Source organism: Gemmatimonadota bacterium (assembly GCA_039715185.1).
Lineage (GTDB): Bacteria > Gemmatimonadota > Gemmatimonadetes > Longimicrobiales > RSA9 > DATHRK01.
This window is the reverse complement of sequence record JBDLIA010000057.1, coordinates 1-21099: the sequence shown is the minus strand read 5'-3', so window position 1 is coordinate 21099 and position 21099 is coordinate 1. Positions and strand designations below refer to the sequence as shown.

The window sequence follows — 21099 nt, the reverse complement described above, 5'->3', positions numbered from 1 at the left end:
GACTACTTCGGCGACGGGCTCTCCGAGGAGCTGCTGAACGCGTTGGCGGGCCTGGACGACCTGAGGGTCGCCGCGCGAACGTCCTCCTTCGCCTTCAAGAATCGGGGCGTGGACATCCGGACGATCGGAGATTCGCTCGGCGTCGAGACCGTGCTGGAGGGTAGCGTTCGGCGCTCCGAGGATCGGGTGCGCGTCGCGCTTCAGCTGATCGAGGCGGAAAGCGGTTTCGGACTGTGGTCGGAGGACTTCGATCGGCCGCTGGCGGGAATTCTGGCGCTGCAGGACGAGATCGCCGCCTCGGTGGTGTCGACGCTGCTGCCGCGGCTGCGCGGCGAGGATGCGGCGCGCGTGCGCGGCGGCACGGCCGACATCGTAGCTTACGACGAGTATCTCCTGGGCCGCCAGAAGTGGCACACGAGAGAGGTGCCGGCGCTGCGCGAGGCCGTGGAGCATTTTCGCAGGGCCACCGAGCGTGACTCGTCCTTCGCCCTGGCGTGGAGCGGGCTGGCCGATGCGATAGATGCGCTCGCGTTCCGGGACACATCCGAGCTGAAGCTCGTCCCGGAGGCCCGGCTGGCCGCCCTCCACGCCCTTGCCCTCGACCCGGAGCTGGCAGAGGCGTGGGCCTCGATGGGCATGCTGGCCGGCGAGTTCGACTGGGACCAACCTCTGGCCCAGCGAGCCCTGCGGCGGGCCATCGCCCTGCGGCCTTCCTACGCCCACGCCCAGCGCACGCTGGGCTCCTTCCTGCGCAACCTCGGCCGCGTCGATGAGTCCCTCAGGCATCTCGAGCTGGCCCTGCAACTCGATCCGCTGTCGGGGCTGATCCGGGAAGCCTACGCCCTGGCGCTGCACGTCGCCGGCGACAAGGTCGGGGCCCGCGAGCAGTACGAGATTGCCGCTGAGCTGGCGCCCGCCGCCGGATCTGGAGCCGCGATCGTATGGCACGCCGCGGACCTGGGACTCACGGCCGATGAAGCCGCGCAGGCGGCGGTGACCTACGCCACCGCGGCCGGTCTGCCGGAAGCCGCTTCGTGGGAGCTGGTCGGGCGCGGCATCGTGGATCCGTCTCTGCGCGAACGAGCCCGAGCCTTCCTTGCCGAAGCGCCCGAACTCGATGAGTTCGTGCGCCACCAGGTGAGTCTCGCGCTCGGCAACCACGAGGCCGCGGTAGAGTACCTGGAGGCGCAACGCGCCGTTGGAGGGGGGGACCTGCACCGAATCGGCGTCCTACCGCAGTACGATCCGCTGCGCAGACACCCGCTGGTCCTCGAGATCGTGCGCGAGCTGGGGGTGCCGAACGGGTACGATCCGGTTGCGCGCGCTCCCGTCTGGCCCGAACCGGCCGGCTAGACCCGCGGCAACTCCACCCCCACCGGCAGCGGCGTCAGCTCGCCGTCGATGATCGCCGCGATTTCCTCTTCTTCCCGCCAGCGGGCCTCTATCGCGTCGATCTCGAGCTGCATGAGCCGCCGCTCCGAGTCGTCGTTCAGGGCTATCTCCAGGGCCAGCGAGCGCGGCAGCTTCTTCTTCACGTTGCCAACCTGCTTGAGCGTGAGATCGCCCCGGCCCAGCTCGCGGATCAGGGCCTCGGGGGACCCCGCCGCTTCGATCAGGTCGGTCGCCTCGCGGACGTGCTTCTGCTTGCCTCCGGCGAAGTTGCGGTGGGCCATGATGCGCCTCAACGAGTGCTCGGCCGCCACGCCGTCGATCCGGTGGCCCGAGTTTCGCCCGTGGGGCGACGTCCGCTCGCAGGCGCGGCAGGGATAATACAGGCTCAGATCGTCGGCCGAGGTCGCATCGACCCTGATCTTCTTCGAATCCTGAAAGCGGATCCTGCGCAGCGGCCGGTCGCACCTCACGCAGGTGGCGTCCCCGCGCCAGGCCACTCGCCCGAAACGACGCCAGCGCTGGAACTCGGTGATGACGTTGCCGCCGCCCGCGTAGACGAACGCCACGCCCCCGGTGGCGACGGACAGCGCCACCATGGCGCCGACTTCCAGCACCTGGTTCACGGTCTGCCGGCGCCGCCGTCGCAGCAACTCGCTGCCGTAACGCCACCAGGCCTCCTCGCGCAGATGGGCGTCGCCCACCCGCACGACCTCCAGATCCTCGACCTCGATCAGCCCCACGTGATCGGTCGAGGCCAGCAGCCGCCCGCGATCGTGGGTCAGCCTCTCGAGCTCCTCCAGCGTCTCCCAGCGGTCCTCGAGGGGAGCGAGCGTCCAGCGGCGGCACGCGTCGCACACGGTCCAGAGGCGGCCCCGCTCCGGATCGAACGCTACGCGGCGCCCCGCGCGGAGGCGCTCGAGCGATTGGTTCTCCTCGAACGATTTATGACAGGCAAGACAGCGTGCGAACATGGCCGAATTTCATCGATTGGGATCGAATTCGAGGGTTCTCCTTGTACTACGAGGCCCGACGCGCCGATATTCTCCCGCAGCGACCGGCGCGAAACGATCCACGCGCGGCCGCGGTCGACACCGAGGCGCTCCGACATGCTCGAATCTCTCCAGTCCTCCGAACGCAGGTTCCGCAGCCTCATCGTGGCCGGGCAGGCACGCGGGGTCTGGATCCGCTCGGAGCGGACGGCCGGGGCGTGGCACAACGCGCTCGTGTTCCGGAGAGAGGGGAAGCTGTCGTCCGCGGGCGAAGTGGTGGTGGGCACCTCGTGGCACGAGCCGCCGGAGGAGGCGCTGCGGTCCGCCGAAGCCCTCGGGGACGCCGAGCTCCTGGGGTACTACCGGCGGGCGCTACGTCCCCGGCCGCCGATCTGAATCGGAGCCCTCATCGAGGGCCGCCGGCGCTATCGGTCGGACTGACCGCCGTCACCCTCCTCGCCATCCTCGGCTTCCTGCCCGTCGGCTTCAGCGGGCTCGTCGGGCGCTCCCGTACCGAACAGGTCCGGGGTCCCCAGGTCCGCCATCTCCGTCGGCTCCTCCGCAGTGATGCGCAGCCCCGGCTCCTCGATGGGAGCCTTCGTGTACCACTGCCGATCATCGGTAGTCTCGCTGTCGCCGCAGGCTGCGACGAACAGTAGAGCACCGAACGCCAGCCAGGACACTCGCACGTGTTTGCTCCTCCGGGTCACCACCGTTGGCCCTTGATTTTCTTGGTCGGCGCGGAATCTGATGCGCCCGCGCCGTCGACGCCAGGGACTCGCCGGCCTCGCGGCCCAATCGGTACGGCGGCCGGGCGGCCGGAACCCGGTCGCGGCGCCAATGACATATTTCGCTACCATTGGCGTGATTTTGGGCAATGACTGCTTGACTTTCCTCTGGTCGCGTGGTTTCTTCCCCTCACTTCACCCACATACACGTGCGACACGGGGACACATAATGGCTGCGACCAATCCCAAAGTCATGGCGATGATCGAGGCGGCGCTCAAAAAGACGCCTTCGATCAAGAACGTCGATCTTCAGGCCATGGCCAAGAAGATCGACCGAGCCGTCGGTCGATTGAATCCGCGTCAGTTCAACGCTCGCTACCCGCTTCAGATCAAGAGACGCGCCGGAGCCGGCGGCGCCAAGAAAGCAGCGGCCAAGCCCAAGAAGGCGGCGACGAGAGGCCGCCCCGCCAAGAGGGCCGGAGCGAAGTCCGCGCCCGTCCGCCGGGGCCCGCGCAGGGTGCGCAGGGCGCCCGCGGCGTCCACCGCAGGTAGCAACCGCGACGCCGTGCGCAAGGTCCTGCTCGACTATGCGCGCAAAGTAGCGGCCGCCGACAGCAAGATCGACCTCGTCGACCTCGTGATGGACGTCGATCGCTACGTCGATCGCGTCATGAAAGCGGCGGTATAGCAGGGACGGATCGACCAAACTCGGGTCGAGAGGGGGCCACCGGAGGGTGGCCCCCTTTTTTTGTGCGGGTGCTCAGTTCCCGGTGGGCAGACCCAGGTCCGACGCCGCCTCGCGCATGGCGCCGATCACGTTGGCGATGTGCGTATCCAGGTCGACGCCGAGCAGCTCGGCGCCGCGCACGACGTCGGCGCGGTCGACGCCCCGTGCGAACGTGAGATCCTTCATCTTCTTCTTGACGGACTTGGGCTTCATGTCGGCGATCCCGGTGGGCCTGACGAGCGCCGTCGCGGTGATGAGCCCGGTGATTTCATCGCAGGCGACGAGGGCTCGGTCGAGGGCGCTCTCCGGCTCGACCCCCGTGAAGTCCGATCGGTGCGCGAGGATCGCGTGCAGAACCTCCTCTGGATACCCGCGCTCTCTGAGCGCCGCCACCGCTACCTTCGGGTGCTGGTCGGGATGCTTCTCCCAGTCCAGGTCGTGCAGCAAGCCCGCGAGCCCCCACAACTCCTCGTCCGCGCCGGCTTCTCGCGCGTAGAATCGGACCGCCGCCTCCACGCACTTCATGTGATTGCGCAGCCCCTCGCTATCCACCCATTGCTCCAGCATGGCCACGGCGTCTTCGCGCGTCGGCACTGATCCTCCTGGCTTCGGTATCGGGCCACCGACGTCCGCGCCGGTCGCGATCGAGCCAATCTCGGATCGAGCCACCCCAACAGGCAAACCGGCTTGACCCTCGCTCTTGCCTCGCCGTAGCATGCCCGCCGCGATACCGGGCCCGGATCCGGTCATCTGACAAGGAGAGGCGCTTGCGAGGCGAACCATCCGCAGGGGACAGCATTCTGGTAACCGGCGCCGGCGGGCAGATCGGCTCCGAGCTGGTGCCCGCGCTGCGGAAGCGCTTTGGCGACGCTCGGGTCATCGCCACCGACGTCAGGGATCTGGGGACTCGGCTGGGCACCCCGTTTCAGGTCCTGGATTGCACGGACGGCGACTCGGTGCTGGAACTGACGCGCTCTGAGCAGGTGGGAACGATCTACCATCTGGCGGCCCTGCTCTCGGTCACTGCCGAAGCCAATCCGCAGAAGGCCTATGCGGTCAACATGGGCTCCGTCGTCGCCGTGCTGGAAGCCGCGCGGAAGTGCGGCGCCAGCGTGTTCGCCCCCAGCTCCATTGGTGCGTTTGGGCCCGGGACCCCGCGGGACGAAACCCCTCAGGACTCGTTGCAGCGTCCGATCACGATGTACGGGGTCACCAAAGTCGCCGGCGAATTGCTGTGCGACTACTACCACCTGAAATTCGGTGTCGACTCGCGGGGAGTGCGCTTTCCCGGCCTGATTTCGCACGTGGCCGAGCCCGGGGGCGGCACCACCGACTACGCCGTGGACATGCTGCGGGCGGCGGCCGCGGGTCGCGGCTACACGTGTTATCTCGAGCCGGACACGCAGATTGACATGATGTATATGCCGGACGCGGTGCGAGCGGCGCTGGAACTGATGGCCGCGGACGCCACGCGTTTGATTCACCGTAATGCATTCAATGTGGCGGCGGTGCGCCTTACGCCGGCCCGGTTGGCGGAAGAGATCGCGCTGCACGTGCCCGGGTTCATCGTCGACTACGAGGTCGACGCCGACCGTCAGGCCATAGCGGACTCCTGGCCGCGCGGCGTGGACGACAGCGCGGCGCGCGAGGAGTGGGGCTGGAAGCCGTCGTTCGGACTCGCGGCCATCGTGGAAGACATGCTCGAGCAGCTCCCCGCGCGCGGCCAGCCGCAGCTTGGAGGTACCTGATGCCACACGACCGTTTGGACGCCATCCTGGACCGGGACGTCGCCGCACTCGAACGGGCGGGCACGGCCAAGGGAGACGAGGCCGTCGTGGTAGAGGTGCGCCGGCCCTCGCCGGGCCGAGGCCCCCGGGTCCTGCTCCGCGGCCAGGGCGAGCGAGAGTTCATTCGCATGAACTCCAACTCGTATCTCGGCATGTCGTTGCGGCCTGAGGTCATCGACGCCGAGGAAAGCGCGGCCAGACGGTTCGGGGCCGGTCCGGGCGCCGTGCGCTTCATCAGCGGATCGTACGAACCGCACCTCGAGCTGGAGGGCAAGCTCGCCGCCTTCCACGCTCGCCCCGCGGCCATGATCTTCAGCTCCGCCTATGCGAGCGTGGTCAGTACGCTCGTTCCCCTGATCGACAATGGTACCCTGGTCATCAGCGATGAGCTGAACCACAACTGCATCATCAACGCGATGAGGCTCGCGCGCCCCCTCGGAAAGAGGATCTACGCGCACAACGACATGGACGCGCTCGCCGGGGCCCTGGAAGACGCCGCCTCCACCGCCGCCGAGGAGCGGCCGCGGCGCGTCCTGGTCGTCACCGATGGCATATTCAGCATGCGGGGTGATCACGCGCCGCTGGACCGCATCGTGGACCTGGCCCGCAAATATGACGAAGCCTTCGACGAGAATGTGCTGGTCGTGGTGGACGACTCGCACGGCGTTGGGGCAATCGGCGAAGCCGGGCGCGGGACCGAGGAGTACTGCGGAGCGCAGGCCGATGTGCTCGTCGCGACGCTCGGCAAGGCGCTCGGCGTGAACGGCGGCTACGTGGTGGCCTCCGAGTCCATCATTGGGTACCTGCGGGAATCGTCGATGATGTATATCTACTCCAACCCCATTACGCCGGGTGAGGCGCAGGCGGCCTCGGCGGCGCTCGACTTGCTGGACGGCGGCGAGGGCGCCGCGCTGCTGACGCACCTGCGCGACCTCACGCGCCGCTTCGAGAACGGACTCGTGGAGCGAGGCTTCGAGGTCATCGAAGGCGAGCATCCGGTCGTGCCGCTGATGGTCCGGGATACGGATCGGACGCGAAGCCTGGTCGCCCACTTGTTCGATTCCGGAGTACTCGCGACCGGCCTGACGTACCCGGTCGTGCCCCGCGGCGACGAGGAGATCCGCTTCCAGATCAACGCCGACCACACGGAGGCCGATGTGGATGAGGTTCTCGCGGTCCTGGCGGCGTTCTCCGAAGGCTGACCCCGCGTTGAGCTAGTCCACTAGCCGCGATAAGTGCCCATCAGCTCCACCAGATCCTGCGACGCGGAGACCGGCGGGGCGCACGTCCGTCCGACGCACAGATAGGCGCGCGGAGCCGTTCCATCGATCATGGCCCGCATCGCCTCCGGCAGCGGCGCGTCGCCTGCGTCCTGTGGCCGTAGGCGGCGCACGACCGTGCGCGGGCGGGGAGTTCTCAGCGCGGCGCGCCACAGGTCGGCGTCGGCCTCTTCCGCGACCACCACGAGCGTGCTGATCGGCGCGCTCGCCCAATCGGCCGCCCGCAACCACGACGCCATGGCCGTGGGAATCCTGGACGCGACGCGGGTGAAGGCGCCCAGCGCCGCCGCCGCCGCGTCGCGCAGCGCCTCGGACTCGTCGCGGCCGGTCAGCGCCGCCAGCCGCAGCAGGCCGAGCGCGGCCACCGCGGCGGGCGAAGGCGTGGGTGAGTCCGTCACCGCGTACACCGGGTCGGAAAGGGTGTCGTCGGTGGGGTCCGGCGGACGATCCAGGAACGCGCCCGTCGCAGGATCGCGGAACCTCTCCAGGATCACCTTCGCCGTGGCCGCCGCCCGCTCGAAGTCGCGCGCCCGTCCGTACAACTCGAACGCGTCCAGCAGGGACGTAAGCAGATACGCCTGATCCTCGAGCAGCTCCACCGGCTCCCCGCCCGGCTCGGACGTCGCCCGGTGGGCCACGCCCCGCCCTTCGCTCCAGCCGTCTGTCCATACCCGCCCCAGGGCGCGTAACGCCTCCAGTCCGGCGCGGGCCTCATCGGCGTAGCGGGCCGCCGCGAGGAAGCCCGACGCGACCAGGCATACCCACCCCGTATACAGGGTGCGATCCACGAACGGCGCCGGACGCTTGGCGCGAGTTGTGCGCAGGGCGAGCTCCACGTGCCCCAGCATGCGCCCCGCCTCCCGGGCGGACAGCCCGACCGCTCCCGCCACCTCATCGACGGACCGGGCCCTCCAGAGCACCCTGCGCGACGGGTCACTGTGCAGCGCCGCGGCCTCGTCATCCATGCCGTACCGCAGCACGGCCACACGTAGGAGCAGGTCGTTGCGGTCGACGGCCTCCCGCACCTCGCTCTGCGACCAGGTCCAGTAGGCGCCGTCATCGGCCGCCCCGACGTCTGCGTCCTGCGAAGCCGGAAACCCGCCGGCCTCCAGAAGGTCGGGAGCGGTCTCGCGGTAGTAGCGCAGGATCCCCTCGCACACCGACTTCAGGGGCTCATCGCCCGTGGCGGCAAACGCCCGAGCGTACGCCTCCAGGAGCGGTCCGTTGTCGTAGGCCATCTTCTCGAAATGGGGCACCAACCAGCGCGCGTCGACGCTGTAGCGGTGGAAGCCGCCGCCGAGCTGGTCGTGGATGCCGCCCCGGGCCATCCCCTCGAGGGTCTCGCGCACCACCCGAAGCATCCAGGCTTCGCCGGTGTCCAGATGACGGTCGAGCAATAGCAGCAAGGCGCCGGCGTTGGGAAACTTGGGTGCGCCTCCGAAGCCGCCCGACCGAACATCGAAGATCCCCGCGAAAGCCTCCACACCCGCGGAGAACGACTCCCGTGGGGGAGCAGCACCAGCGCCGTCCGGTGGCACGGGAGCGACCCGCTCCGCCAGGGTCCGGGCCGCGCGCGCCGCCCGCTCGGGCTCCTCCCGCCACACCCTGGCCATTTCCTCCAGGATCCTTCGAAACGCAGGGCGTCCCTCGGCGTCGGCCGGTGGGAAGTAGGTACCGCCGAAGTAGGTTTCCCCGGACGGCGTGAGGAACGCGGTGAGCGGCCAGCCGCCCTGCCCGGTCAGCGCCTGCACCGCCCGCTGATAGCGGGCGTCCACGTCCGGTCGATCATCCCTGTCCACCTTCACCGGCACGTAGAGTTCGTTGATCAGCGCGGCGGTGTCCGCGTCCTCGTAGCTCTCGCGGTCCATGACGTGACACCAGTGGCACCATACCGCGCCGATGTCGAGCAGGATCGGCTTGTCCTCCGAGCGCGCCCTCGCGAAGGCCGCATCGCCCCACGGCATCCAGGCCACCGGCTGGGTCGCGCCGTGGGCCAGGAACGGTGAAACCGAGCCTTCCAGAGAAGCCGGAGAAGAGGGCCGATTCATACGCGGGAGCTGGGACAGAGCCCGGACAGCACGCACGCCTCGCAGCGCGGCCGGCGCGCGACGCACACGGCCCGGCCGTGGTAGATGAAAAGGTGGGGCAGATCGATCCACTCCTCACTGGGGACGATCCCGACCAGATCGTCCTCGATCTTCTCCGGCGTCTTCTCGCGCGAAAGACCCAACAGGGTGGAGAGCCGCTTCACGTGGGTGTCGACGACGACGCCGGACGCGACACCGAACGCGTTGCCCATCACGACGTTGGCTGTCTTGCGCCCCACGCCGGGGAGTTTGACCAGCGCGGCCATGTCCGCCGGCACCTCGCCTTCGTGCGATTCGACGATGGCGCCGGCCATGCCCTGGAGGCTGCGCGCCTTGTTGCGAAAGAAACCGGTGGGCCGGATGACGTCTTCCAGCTCTTCGGTCCGCGCGCCCGCGAGCTCGTCCGCGGTGGACCAGCGCGCGAACAACAGCGGTGTCACCTCGTTCACGCGTTCGTCGGTGCACTGCGCGGACAGGATGGTGGCAGCGAGCAACTGGAAGGCGTCCCTGTGGTCCAGGGAACACGTCGCCTCCGGGTACTCCCCGTGGAGCAGCGCCAGGATTCGGGCCAGCCGTTCGCGCTTCTTCTCTATGCTCTCTCGACTCATCTGCCCCCAGCGGCGCGCCGCGCGAGGCGGCCGCGCACCTTCTCGATAGCGAACGTGTTCCAGACGGCGCCGGGGTCGATCAAACCCTTGCGAGCCACGTCCACCCCGAAGCGGACGTTGCCCAGCTCCCCCGGCGAGTGCGCGTCGGGGTTGATCGCGGTCTCGACGCCCAGCACCCGCGCGCGATGCCACCAGCGCCACGGTAGGTCCAGGCGCCGAGGGTTCGCGTTGATCTCGATCGCCACTCCGGCTGCGGCGGCGAACTGCAATACTGCCTCCAGATCCAGCCGATAGCCCTCCCGCTGGAGGAGACGACGGCCCGTCGGGTGCCCCAGGAAGGTAACCACCGGGTGCGCCAGCGCGGACAGCACTCGCTCCGTCTGAGCCCTCTCGTCCAGCGCGAACGCCGAGTGCACGCTGGCGACGACGTAGTCCAGGCCGTCCAGTACGCCCTCCTCGTCGGCGAGGTCGAGCCTGCCGTCGGCAAGGATGTCCGCCTCGACGCCCTGAAAGACCCATAGCCGGTCGCCGTGCTGCTCGTTCCAGGCGTCTATCTCGCGCCTCTGAGCGGCGAGATCCTCCGGGCCGAGGCCGCCCGCGTACGCGGCAGCGCGCGAATGGTCGGCCACGCCCAGATACCGCCAACCCCGCTCGAGGCCGGCCCGCGCCATGGCCTCGACGCTGGCGCTGCCGTCGGACCAGGTCGTGTGGTTGTGGAAGCAGCCGCGCAGATCGTCCTCCCGGAGCAGAGCAGGCAGCGTCCCTTCGGCGGCGCGGTCCGTCTCACCCAGCCCCTCCCTCAGCTCGGGCGGGATCCACTCGAACCCGATCGCCCGGTAGACATCCTCCTCGGCGGCCGGACGCGCCGCCGCCCCCTGCGAGTCCAGCAGCCGCCGCGGGTGCAGCTCCAGGCCGGCGAGCGTGGCCCACCCGGAGAGCGCCTCCACGTGCTCGCGGCTACCCGTCTCGGCCAGCACGGCGAGCGGAAAGGCTTCCGCGGAGACCGCGACCAACCTCAGCCGGAAGCCGTCGGAGAGTCGGCCGCGAGCGGCGTCGGGGGCCGCGAGTTCGGCGTCTTCCAGTCCCGGCATGTCCAGGAACGCCGCGAGCACGGGCGCGGCGTCCCGGGCGCTGGCCACCACCACGGCCTCGGCGTGGGTCTCGTCGCGGCGCCGGATCGAACCCGCGACGGCCACCTCCTCGACGCCGCGCAGCGCCTCCACGTACGCCGCGAGGGCACGCGCCGCCCGATCCGCGCCCGACAGCAGGCGCCGGCCCAGGGTCGCGCGCACGAAAGCGGCCCCCTCGAGAACGGTCGCCTCCAGGCCCTGACCGAAGCCCTTCAGCGGGGCCAGCTTGCCCGCCGCCGCCGCCCCTTCCAGGTCGTCGAGCGACGCGACCCCGAGCTCTTCGTGGAGGGTTCGCACCTTGGACGCGCCCAGCCCGGGCACGCGCAGTACCTGGAGCAGGCCGAGCGGTGTCCTTTCGCGGAGTTCGGCGTGGTAGGACGAGGCGCCCGTCTCCGCCAGCTCTTCGATGACGGCTCTCGTCGCGGGTCCTATACCGCCGAGGCTCGCCAGGGCGCCGCCGGCGATCAGGTCCGGCAGCGACTCCGTGGCCCGCGCGAGCGCCTTGGCCGCGGAGGTGTACGCGCGGACCTTGAAGCGGTTTTCCCCCTGAAGCTCCAGGAGCGTGCCGATTTCGTCGAGCACGCGCGCGGCGGCGTGACGGTCCACTGGCCTCAAGCGGGCTCGAGCACGGCTAGCGCCCGCGCCGCCAGCGTCAGCGCCTCGCCCCGGGTGACCACGGACAGGAGTCCGTCCAGCTCCCCGCCGGGCAGGATGTTGCCGAAGGCCGGTCCGTCTCCCGGGCGCGGCTCGAAGTCCTCGGCGAAGCCATCCGCGCCGAACTCGGCGCGCGCGTCGAGCGTTCCGAACCCGCCCCGATCCGGTCGCATCCCCGTGACCAGCAGCACCTGCAGCTCGCCCGCGGGAGCCGCCCAGAAGAAGCCGTTGACGGGCTCGGGCGTGGCCGAGGGTTCGAGCCTGGCCCACAGCAGCGTGCTCGGCAGGCCGGCCCACCCGGCGGGGCCCGGCGCGGTGCCGATGCTGCCCGCCCCGACCAGCCCGCGGACCGCCGCCTCCGACAGCGCGTAACCGGGCTTGCCCGCGGCCCAGTAGTGGAACGCGTGGTAGACCAGGCGCGCGTGCGCCCCGAACAATCCCGCGCGGGTACCGCGGGACGCGTCCGGCACGAAGACCGCGACCAGGTCGTGTACCGACGCCAGCAGCGCGAACAGCTCCGGGTCCGTTCTGGCCGCCTCGCGCAGAGACAGCTCCTCGGAGATGGCACCGAAGCGCGCCTCCTCTATCGCCGGATGGGCGAACACGAAGTCGTACGGATTCAGGGGGTCCTCCCGTCGACCACGCGAGCCTCGGCCTCGAACTCGGCCACGCGCGGCGCGGCACGCTTCATGATCCGGCGCAGCCGGTCTCGCAGCGAGGGCTCGCGCACGAGAACCACGGTGATCGCCACGTCGCCGCTCGCGCGAAGGCCGGAGACGACGTCGACGTAGGCGACCTCGGCTGCGTCATCGGGAATGGGCAATTCGTAGGAGGCGCCCTCCAGGTCGAAGCGAACCGGGCCGCTCTTCGGCCACGGCAACTCCAGGTAGCGGGCTCGTTCGACCGCGTACCAGCCTCCACCCAGGGCCTCCCCCGATCGATAGTAGAAGGCCTCGAAGGCGGCACCTTCGAAACGCCTGAACTCCTGCTCGGTGGCGTAATCCACTTCTTCCAGCGCGTCCTCGGCCGCCAGAGACTCGAGGTGGTGTCGCAGCTCGTGCGTAAGCGTCTCCCACAACTCGTCTCGCCAGTTGAAGTCCGGGTCGCGGCCGGCCAGCGCCCGAAAGGACCCGTGGTAGAGGACCAGGCGCGACCGCAGCGTGTCGGGCCCCTCCCAGTCGGACGGATAGGACTCGGTCAGGCACTCCCCGAGTGTGTACGCGTCCAGGCCCTCGGGGTGCCGAACCGCCTCGCGGGACACCGTCAGGCCGTCCACTCCCTCGCGATACTCGACGGGGATCTCGTCCCACAGGGCGCGGGCGCGTGTTTCGAAGGAGCGGAAGTCCATGGGACCCCGAATCGGCGTGCGCGGGCAACGCGGGTCAAGGGCCACACGCAACGGCCCCGCCGGACCGTGTCCGGCGGGGCCGCTCAGCGGGCATCCCGGCCGTGCCGGGGGCGCCCGCCAGCGCGTCAGGACAGGCGCCCTACGGCACCAGCTCCTGCGGGTTGTACTTGAGGAAGAACACGCCTTCCGCCCCGCTCGACACGACGATGGTGCCGCTCTCGAAGAACGGGTAGTTGCTCCACGAACCGTCGAACTCCACCTCCTCGCTCCACGGGACCGTGTCCAGGAAGCCCACCTCCACCGGGTTGTGCGGATCGCTGATATCGAGGATGCGCAGGCCGCTCACGTAGTTCGACTGGTACATCAGGTTGTCCTTGATGTACAGGTTGTGGTCGATCGTGAACGTCTCCCCGAAGTGCTCCTTGACCATGATCGGGTCGTCCAGGTCGGACACATCCCAGATCAGCGTGCGGGTGCCCTCCATGGGCTCGCCCGCCTGCACCGACGCCGACTCATCACCCTCGTCGTCCATGTAGAAGTAGCGGTGATCGCCGGTGATCCAGCCCTGGTGTGCGTAGCCCACGTTGGGGTAATCCGCCGACGAGATCGCCGAGGGATTCTCCTTGTCAGTGACGTCGGCGATCGACAGCGCGTTCTCGTTGGACCCGAAGCACACTTCCTTGCCCACGTGGTCTGCGTCAGGGCCGTTGTACACGATGCACATGGCGTCGTGCGAGTAGCCCGTTCCGGCGTTGCCGGTGTTGGTGTCGCCGAAGCAGCCGGCGAAGCTCGGAGTGGCGGGGTTGCGGATGTCGATCATGTGGTAGGCGCCGCCGCAAGTCTCGCCGCCGCCGTTCGAGCCCACCGAGTAGGCGAAGCCGGTCTCCTCGTTGATCACGATGTTGTGCGCCGAGGCGATGCCGCCGTAGTGCGCCGTCTCCTCGAACACTGCCGGGGCGTTCTGCACGTCCCGGAGCTGGCGCAGATCGAACACCTGCATGCCGTGGTTGCCCGCGCCGTCGGCCACGATGTAGGCGTGGTCGCGGTAGACCTTGACGTCGCGCCACGCGTTGGAGATCGAACCGGCGGTCTTGGGCAGGCTACCCAGATAAACCGGGTTGTTGGCGTCCGAGACGTCGATGAACGCGGTGCCGTCGGTGCGGCCAATGATGGCTATCTCGGCGCCCGTCTCCGGGTCGGTCCAGCCCCACACGTCGTTGGTGTTGGCGCCGCGCCCGCCGCCGATCGCCGACACCGGCAGGAAGGACCGGATGCTGACGTTGTTGCAGCCGAACTGATCGGCCGTGCCGCTCGCGCAGTCGATCTCGTTGCCCACCAGCGCGGGCAGGCCCGCCTCGGTGGGGCCCAACAGCTTGTCGGTCGCCGTCCAGGCATCCCCGTCGCGGGTCAGGACGATGGCCGACCCCAGGCCGCTGTCGTCGGCCGTCTGGCCCACGATCACCAGCTCGCCGTCGGGAGACTGGGCGAGCACGCCGCCGAAGCCGTCTCCGCTGTCCGTGTCGAGGTTGGAGGAGATCTTCGACACCATCCCGACCTCGCCGCCGTCGTAAGGGTAGCGGTAGATGCGACCGGAGCCGGCCGCGCCCGGCGCGCCGACCCACAGCTCGTCACCGCGCGGCAGCAGCGCCGACCCGAAGCGGGCTCCCGGCCACCGGTCGAATGCGGCCAGCGAGGGCCCCGCCTGCCACGCTCCCGACATGGCGTCGCGCGAGTAGGTGTAGACCTCTCCCTTGCCGCCGTCTCGTCCCGGCGCGCCAATGAGCGCCAAGCCGTCCATCCAGGCCACCGCGCCGCCGTACGTGTCGCCCGGGGCGGCGTCATCCTCCGCCAGGCTCAGCCTGGCCTCCTGCTCCCAGGTGCCGTCGTCCGAGCGGCGATAGATGTAGGCCGCGCCGCGGGTCTGGAGCTCCTGGCTCGCCTGTAGCGCGCCCGAAAGCAGTCGCCCGTCCGCGTAAGCCAGGCCCCAGCCGAAGAACTCGCTCGCGTCGGCCTCCGCCGGCGAGAGCACGGCCTCGTGCACCCACTCGCCGTCCGCCTTGTGGAAGACGTGCACCGCGCCGCGGCGCTCGTTGTGGCCCAGCGCCGAAACGAACAGAAGTCCGTCCGCGACCAGCCCGTAGCGCCCGAACGATGAGCCCACCTCGACCGCTTCGGGCCGCAGGAAGGTCTTGAAGCTCGGCCCGGCCTGGGGGTTCCGTTGGTAGACCCAGACGCCGCCGTGGCTGTCGTCGATGGTGGTGCCGCCGACGATGAACTCGTCCTCGGTCAGCGCCATGAAGCGGCCGAAGAAGTCGCCCCCCTCGTGCTCGGGCGCCATGATCGTCGCGACCCGCGACCACGCGGATCCGTCGCTCGTGAAGACGTAGATCGTGGCCGGTTCATCTTGCACGACCGGCTCCGCAACTGCGACGATCCTTCCGTCCGTGACCGCAGCGGCCCCGAACTGCTGCGCGTCCGCCTCGGCGCCGAATCCGGCGACGACGAACGCCAGCGACATCGCGATGCCTGCTTTGCGCATTCCGTTCCCTCTGTGTGGAATTCTACTTACGGCGCCGCGACATCGGCGCCCACGTTCTCGAAAAACACGACCCCACCCCCGACACCGCCTACGAAGAGATCCAAGTCACCGTCCCCGTCCACGTCCCCGAACGCCGGCGCGGCGTAGGGGGCCAGATCCGTGGGCAACGACGACGCCGTCTCGCGAAAGTCCGGTACTTCCCGGGTGCCCTCGTTGAGAAACAGCACCAGGCCGTCCGACTCGGTACCGACCACCAGATCCAAGTCGCCGTCTCCGTCCACGTCCACCAATGCGGGAGCGGCTCGTCGTCCGACATCCACGCCCAGGTACTCGTCGCTGACAAGCGCGAATCGCGCGCCCGCCGGATCGCCATCGTTGCGATAGTAGTTCAGCGTGCCCGAGGCCTCGCCGATGATCAGATCGAGGTCCCCGTCCGCATCCAGATCCCCCAACGCGGGCACTCCGTTGGCGCCGCGCGTCAGCGTCAGCAAAGGGGCGTCGCTCATGTCGTAGCGCGGCTCGGCGCGCGTGCCTCCGTTCATCAACAGCTCGACGTCCGGGCGCCAGGTTCCGAGCACCGCGTCCAGGTCCCCGTCCGCGTCCAGATCTCCCAGCGCCGGAGCGTTGTGAAAAGCGCCGTCTACCCCGACCGGGCCGCGCAGCCTGAAGGCCGGCGCGAGGGGCGTCCCGACGTTCTCGTAGAGGTAGACGCGCGAGGTATGCAGATCCGTTGGATCGATCTTGTTGGCGAGCAGCAGATCCAGGTCACCGTCGCCGTCCCAGTCGACCACCCGGGGCAGGCTCTCCGTGCCTATGTCGACCTGCGAGATGTAGCGCGTGGAGCGCAGAGCGAAGTCCCCATCGACCTGCTCGAAGAAGTAGAGATTGTCCGCCCCGGTCCGATTGGCGTCGTACGCCCCACCCAGCACCCCCATCACCAGATCGAGGTCGCCGTCGCCGTCCGCGTCTCCGAACGTGGGCGCGTTGTAGCCGCTCGTGAGGACCGGATCGCCCGCCGGAAACGCGACGGGTTCGCCGGTCATGTCGGGGCGCTCGCAGGAGCCCGTGTTCTCTATCAGCAGGAGTCCGGGCTCGAAGAAATCACCCCAGAACAGATCCACGTCGCCGTCCCCGTCGGCGTCCGCCAGCGCCATCGTGTTGGCGCCGTGCATGCTCGGGCCGGTGACGGGCGCGGTATCCGCGGGAGGCGTGTACAGAGGGTTGCCGAACTCCGCTACGATCTCGATGCCCTGGAAGCGATCTTCCACGTGGCGGAACGGAGCCACCGTCTGCCCGATCGCGCCGGTCGCTTCGTAGCGGGTGATGGTGCCCGTCATGCGTCCGATCAGCAGATCGAGCCGCCCGTCACAGTCGATGTCGGCGGCGTTCGGGATGTTCTGTCGGTCGGAGAAGATGGCCCCGCCGCGCGCGTCGCGGATCGTGTCGGCCACGAGCGGGAAGCCGCCCGCGCCGTCGTTGCGGTACAGACGTACGTAGCTGAACGGCTCCTCGGAAAGCAGGTCCGGATCCCCGTCGCCGTCCACGTCCACGAACCTGTACCACTCGCCCACCCGCAGGGGCGGCATCAGCCCCGGCGCCCAGCGATAGCCGCCGTCGACGCGCTCGAAATAGAGCAGCCTGTCCGTGCGCTCCTGGACCACCAGGTCCATGTCGGAGTCGCCATCCAGGTCCACCAACTGCGGCCGGGGCACGTTGAATCCGCCCAGGAACGGAAACGCGTAGGCGGCCCCGTCGGCGTCGAGCACCGGGAACGGGTCGATGCGCGCCCGGAAGGGCGCGGCGTCCGCGGACGGCGGGGCCGCCCGGGGCTGCACCTGACCCGAGGCGCACGCGGTCGCGGCCAGAGAAGCGATCGCCGCAGCCGCGCGGACCGGCCTTCGACGCTGTGGGCGGGCCGGCACGCCCTAGCGCTCCCTGACCAGGACGATGCCGCCCGCCTGTAGCCCGAGCTCGACGCTCGCCACGCGCGCGCGCGCCGGCAGGTCGAACACGTCCAGGGTGCCCGGCGTGGCCCCGATCGCCTCGCTCGATACGAACGCGAAGCGTCCGTCCGGGCTGATCGCGACGCCGTGCGTGAGCGGCTGACTCGTACCCAGCCGCGCCGCCTCCGCGCCGGCCTCCAGGTCGAAGATCGCGACCGCCTGGGCCCCCTTCAGCGACGCGACGAGGGTGCTCCCGTCCGGGGTGATCTCCAGGTTGTAAGGACCGGCTCCGGTGGGGAATCGCCTCACCACGCGCCACTCGCGCACGTCGATCTCCAGGATCTGGCCGAGCTTGTTGCAGGGGACGTACACCAGGCCCTCCCTGGACGCGACGCCCGGGGTGACCCAGGTGGGCCCGCAGTCGCTCCCGCGCGCCTCCTCGATTCCCTCCCCGGCGGCCACTCCCTCCCGCCCGGGCGCCACGCTGAAGCGGCCCGTGACGTCGAACGTGCGGGTGTCTATCTCGGCTATCTGGTCGCTCCCCACGCAGGCGACGTAGTTCTTGGTCCCCGCCGCGTTCACGCGGCTGCCGTGCGGCCGCACGCACGCCACCGGGCGCGCGAGCTCGGTCATGGTGGGGGTATGCACGACGGAGACGGTCGAAGGATCCGGATCCCCGTGCAGGTTGAAGTTGACCACGAACAGGTATTCGCCGTCTGGGGTGATGCCCATGGTGGCCGGGAACATGCCCACTTCGGTGCGACCGACCAGAGTGTCGGCGTCGGCGTCGAACTTCCAGACCGTGCCGAAGGGCTGTCCGTGGGCGATGCTGAGGTACCAGAAGCGCCCGTCGAGCGACGCCTGGAGCCCGTGCGCTCCGTCTATGTCCCCGGGCATGATGCCCACGGGGATATCGCGCGCCACGCGGGCGCCCGTGGCCGCGTCGAACTCGACGGCGGTGACCAGATCCGATGACTCGCTGGCCACGTAGACGGTGTAGCCGATCCGGTCGGCGGGGGCAGGAGCCGACGGAGTAACGGGCGCGCCGGCACAGGCCGTAAGGCCCGCCGAGACGGCGCCGAGCAAGGCGTAACGAAGGCGCTTGGGGTGCATGATCCTGGTGTGCTTCCAATCCGCGCCGGACCGGCGGCCGGGCCGTGCGCACGACGGCCAGCTTCTACCGGCCACGCCGGGAAATGTTGCGGCTGTCGATCCGCGCCGGCCCGGGGCGTCCGCGGCGACCGCGTCCGTCCCTGACAGACACCCCCGCGCGCCCGACCGTTGGGCGCGCCGTTACGCGCCTGGTACAGTCCCCTAGGGAATCGACGCCGGCGGCGGATCGCCCACCGGCGGCCGAGCGCCGCCCGCCCGCGCGAGCCATTTGTTGGCGGCCAGGAACACCGCTATCGCGGCGGCCCACTCGAGCGCCATGAGGCCCGCGCCGAAGGGCGAGATCTGCGGCTCGCCCCGGACCTGCCAGAACCACCAGCCGATCAGGACCAGCGCCTGAACGATCACGAAGTACATAGCGCGCTCCCACCACACCCCGACGTGCACGTCCGAGTCGGCCGTGTTGACCAGCGTCTCGCGGAAGCGCCGCGCGCCGTGTCGGATCACCGCGTAAGCGAAGAAGAGGCCGCTCACCATCAGGCCGACGCCCCACACGAAGTCCTGATTGAGGAAAAATTCCTCGTTGAGCGCCGACGGCACCCCCAGCGCAAAGCCGAACACGACCACGAGCGTCAGCGCCCGCCCCCGCCTCACGCCAGTGTCGACCAGCGTCCGCGTGGCCAGCTCGATCATGGCGATCAGGCTGGTCCACGCCGCGAACATGAGCGCCAGGAAGAAGAGCGTCATGAAGAAGCGGCCGCCGGGCATCTGCTGGAAGAGCTGCGGCACCCAGATGAACGTCAGGCCCTCGTTGGACGCCCCCACGATCTCGGTGGCCGCGTCGGGCATGATCGAGAAGACCGTGCACAGCACCATGATGCCGGCCAGCAGCGACACCGAGTTGTTGCCGAACGCCAGCAGGGCCGAGTTGAGGACCGTGTCCTCCCTGGCCTTCATGTAGATGGCGTACGTGAGCACCAGGCCCCACCCGGCGCCCGTGTCCCAAGCGTTCTGCGTGAGTGCCTGTAGCCAGATGTTGGCGTCGGCCAGCTCCGACCACTCGAAGCCGAACAGGAAATCCAGCCCCCTGGAGGCCCCGGGCAGCGTGAGCGCCTTGACGGCGAGCACCACCACCAGCACGAAAAGCGTTGGGATCAGGATCTTGGCAGCGGACTCGATGCCCTTCACGCCCCTCCAGACGACCCCCGCCGCGAGCGCGAGCGCGAGCGCGTGCACGACCAGGACGCTGGGCGTATACGCGAAGGAATCCCACAGCGCTCCCGGGGCCGCCCCGCTCAACTCCCCGGTGAGGGAGGCCCAGAAGTACCTGATCGTCCAGCCCATGACGACGGCGTAGTAGAACATGATGGCCGTCGCGGTGAACGCGACCCACGCGCCCATCCAAGCGAACTTCGGGCCCAGCAAGCGCACGAACGCGCCCACCGGACCGGCCCGCGTGCCCTTCCCCATGGCGAACTCCACCATGATCAGGGGCACCGACCAGAGCAGCAGGAACGTGACCCAGGCCACCAGGAAGGCGCCCCCTCCGTTGGAGGCGGCGATGCGCGGAAAGCGCCAGATGTTGCCGGTCCCCACGGCCATGCCGAGCATGGCGAGGAGCATCCCCCAGCGGGACGAAAAGGACGCGGTGGGCGTACCGTTTGAAGCCACGAAGCTCTCCACGCTGTCGGAGGTCCCTCGGCAACTCGCCGAAAAGCCCACCGATGGTAGGCGGACCCACCATTTCGCGCCACCAACTTGCTTCGCGATCCGAAGATGGGCCTGTCGACTCCCTGACACATCTCTAACCGAAAGGCCCGGATTCCGGGGAAACTGTAGGGGCGCGGGCCACGTCAGAATGGGTAAGGGCGTTCCGTCCGCGGCTGCATCGGCAGGGGTCGTAGGGTCGGCGGGTGGCAACCAAGAGATGTGAGGGACCGAAATGATCAAGCGAGTCGGTTGGATGATGGTAGTCGCGCTGCTCTCGGGGCAGGCGCTTTCGGCGGAGACCCAGCCCGATCCGGAGCGGGCCGCCAAGTATTACGCGCAGGCCATGGAATACCTCGATCAGAAGGATCGCTGGTACGACGCAGCCGTGTTGCTCAAGAAGGCCGCGAAGGAAATGGACCAGGCCAGCGAGGAGGCGTCCCGCACGCTGCGTTTCGCGGGACACGTGTTCAGCCAGGTGAAGAGCTACTCCAGGGCGCAGTCGGCGCTGGAGGACGCGGGCGAGCTGGCGCTCGCGCGGGGGGACCTGTCGGAGGCCGCGACGTCGTTCGTGGAGGCCGCGCACGTGGCGGTGGCGAGGGGACGCCGCGCGGACGTGGAGGACCTCGTGGACAGGGTGCGCCTGATCACGGCCTCGCCGTTGCTTTCGGAAGCTGAGAAAGGTCGGCTGCGCCACCTTGTGGCGGCCGCCTGAAGGTCCGGGGGGAGCCCGGCACGGGAGCGGGCTCGGCCCCCTCGGACGTCGATCCGAGGGGGCCGTCTTCGTGTCAGCCCAGAGAACTCACCGCGCTGACGTAGAATCCGAACAGCGTGGAGGCGTCTGCCTCCGAGATGTCGCCGCCCAGGACCATGGCCTGCAGCTTGAGCGAGAACGCCTTGAGCTGCAGCAGGGCCTTGTCCTCTCGGCCCCCGTCACGCCGCGCCAACGCGTGCTCGAGTGAGACCAGGAGGGCGTTTGCCCGGCCGGCCGATAGCGCGCCTTCGGCCTGCATGGCCTCCACCGCTTCGATCAGCGCGACGATCGGGTCCGTCGTTTCGCCGCCGCCGCC

The 21099-nt window shown here is 69.4% G+C and carries 19 protein-coding genes; 6 read left to right on the top strand and 13 right to left on the bottom strand.

The window, feature by feature from the left end; genetic code table 11:
• Positions 1–1353 (top strand): hypothetical protein (locus tag ABFS34_11115; protein MEN8375989.1); only part of this gene is annotated, 1353 nt, incomplete at its 5' end.
• Here the strand turns inward: ABFS34_11115 and ABFS34_11110 are convergent.
• Entirely contained in the window at positions 1350–2363 is a 1014-nt protein-coding gene (locus tag ABFS34_11110; protein ID MEN8375988.1) for a hypothetical protein, read from the bottom strand. The two genes, ABFS34_11115 and ABFS34_11110, sit on opposite strands and share 4 nt — an antisense overlap.
• 135 nt (positions 2364–2498) lie before the next feature.
• Here ABFS34_11110 and ABFS34_11105 point away from each other — a divergent pair, with 135 nt between their 5' ends.
• A complete protein-coding gene (locus ABFS34_11105; GenBank protein MEN8375987.1) occupies positions 2499–2777 on the top strand; it encodes a hypothetical protein in 279 nt (92 codons plus the stop codon).
• Positions 2778–2806: 29 nt separating this feature from the next.
• Here ABFS34_11105 and ABFS34_11100 read toward each other — a convergent pair whose 3' ends face one another.
• A complete protein-coding gene (locus tag ABFS34_11100; GenBank protein ID MEN8375986.1) occupies positions 2807–3070 on the bottom strand; it encodes a hypothetical protein in 264 nt (87 codons plus the stop codon).
• 268 nt (positions 3071–3338) lie between these two features.
• Between ABFS34_11100 and ABFS34_11095 the strand changes: the two genes are divergently transcribed.
• Positions 3339–3797 carry a hypothetical protein gene (locus ABFS34_11095; GenBank protein MEN8375985.1) on the top strand — a complete coding sequence of 153 codons (459 nt, stop codon included), beginning with the start codon at positions 3339–3341 and terminating at the stop codon, positions 3795–3797.
• Positions 3798–3869: 72 nt separating this feature from the next.
• Here ABFS34_11095 and ABFS34_11090 read toward each other — a convergent pair whose 3' ends face one another.
• Positions 3870–4430, bottom strand: a complete 561-nt coding sequence (locus ABFS34_11090) for an HD domain-containing protein (protein ID MEN8375984.1) — start codon at positions 4428–4430, stop codon at positions 3870–3872.
• 173 nt (positions 4431–4603) lie between these two features.
• On the opposite strand from ABFS34_11090, the gene ABFS34_11085 reads away from it, so the two are divergent.
• Together ABFS34_11085 and ABFS34_11080 are read left to right on the top strand one after the other, a co-directional pair.
• Positions 4604–5584 (top strand): NAD-dependent epimerase/dehydratase family protein, encoded by a 981-nt coding sequence (locus ABFS34_11085; GenBank protein ID MEN8375983.1) that lies wholly within the window; start codon positions 4604–4606, stop codon positions 5582–5584.
• Positions 5584–6825: an aminotransferase class I/II-fold pyridoxal phosphate-dependent enzyme gene (locus ABFS34_11080; protein MEN8375982.1), complete on the top strand. Its 1242-nt coding sequence runs from the start codon at positions 5584–5586 to the stop codon at positions 6823–6825. The genes ABFS34_11085 and ABFS34_11080 overlap by 1 nt, the downstream gene beginning before the upstream one ends.
• Positions 6826–6845: 20 nt before the next feature.
• Here the strand turns inward: ABFS34_11080 and ABFS34_11075 are convergent, their stop codons facing one another.
• The 9 genes from ABFS34_11075 to ABFS34_11035 all read right to left on the bottom strand — a co-directional run bounded on the left by ABFS34_11075 (position 6846) and on the right by ABFS34_11035 (position 19993).
• Positions 6846–8951, bottom strand: coding sequence for a DUF255 domain-containing protein (locus ABFS34_11075; GenBank protein MEN8375981.1), 2106 nt, complete (start codon positions 8949–8951; stop codon positions 6846–6848).
• Entirely contained in the window at positions 8948–9598 is a 651-nt protein-coding gene (gene nth / locus ABFS34_11070; protein MEN8375980.1) for an endonuclease III, read from the bottom strand. The genes ABFS34_11075 and nth overlap by 4 nt, the downstream gene beginning before the upstream one ends.
• Positions 9595–11334 carry a PHP domain-containing protein gene (locus ABFS34_11065; protein ID MEN8375979.1) on the bottom strand — a complete coding sequence of 580 codons (1740 nt, stop codon included), beginning with the start codon at positions 11332–11334 and terminating at the stop codon, positions 9595–9597. The genes nth and ABFS34_11065 overlap by 4 nt, the downstream gene beginning before the upstream one ends.
• A gap of 5 nt (positions 11335–11339) precedes the next feature.
• Positions 11340–11987 (bottom strand): hypothetical protein, encoded by a 648-nt coding sequence (locus ABFS34_11060; GenBank protein ID MEN8375978.1) that lies wholly within the window; start codon positions 11985–11987, stop codon positions 11340–11342.
• A gap of 14 nt (positions 11988–12001) precedes the next feature.
• Positions 12002–12730 (bottom strand): hypothetical protein, encoded by a 729-nt coding sequence (locus ABFS34_11055; GenBank protein MEN8375977.1) that lies wholly within the window; start codon positions 12728–12730, stop codon positions 12002–12004.
• A gap of 139 nt (positions 12731–12869) precedes the next feature.
• Positions 12870–15269: a choice-of-anchor B family protein gene (locus ABFS34_11050; protein MEN8375976.1), complete on the bottom strand. Its 2400-nt coding sequence runs from the start codon at positions 15267–15269 to the stop codon at positions 12870–12872.
• Positions 15270–15295: 26 nt separating this feature from the next.
• Complete coding sequence (locus ABFS34_11045) at positions 15296–17191, bottom strand: FG-GAP-like repeat-containing protein (GenBank protein ID MEN8375975.1); 1896 nt, start codon at positions 17189–17191, stop codon at positions 15296–15298.
• Positions 17192–17194: 3 nt separating this feature from the next.
• Entirely contained in the window at positions 17195–18325 is a 1131-nt protein-coding gene (locus ABFS34_11040; protein ID MEN8375974.1) for a YncE family protein, read from the bottom strand.
• 201 nt (positions 18326–18526) lie between these two features.
• Positions 18527–19993: a sodium-dependent transporter gene (locus tag ABFS34_11035; GenBank protein MEN8375973.1), complete on the bottom strand. Its 1467-nt coding sequence runs from the start codon at positions 19991–19993 to the stop codon at positions 18527–18529.
• 292 nt (positions 19994–20285) lie between these two features.
• Here ABFS34_11035 and ABFS34_11030 point away from each other — a divergent pair, with 292 nt between their 5' ends.
• Positions 20286–20744 carry a hypothetical protein gene (locus ABFS34_11030; protein MEN8375972.1) on the top strand — a complete coding sequence of 153 codons (459 nt, stop codon included), beginning with the start codon at positions 20286–20288 and terminating at the stop codon, positions 20742–20744.
• Between the two features lie 73 nt (positions 20745–20817).
• Here the strand turns inward: ABFS34_11030 and ABFS34_11025 are convergent.
• The coding region (locus ABFS34_11025; protein MEN8375971.1) for a hypothetical protein at positions 20818–21099 on the bottom strand (282 nt) is incomplete at its 5' end.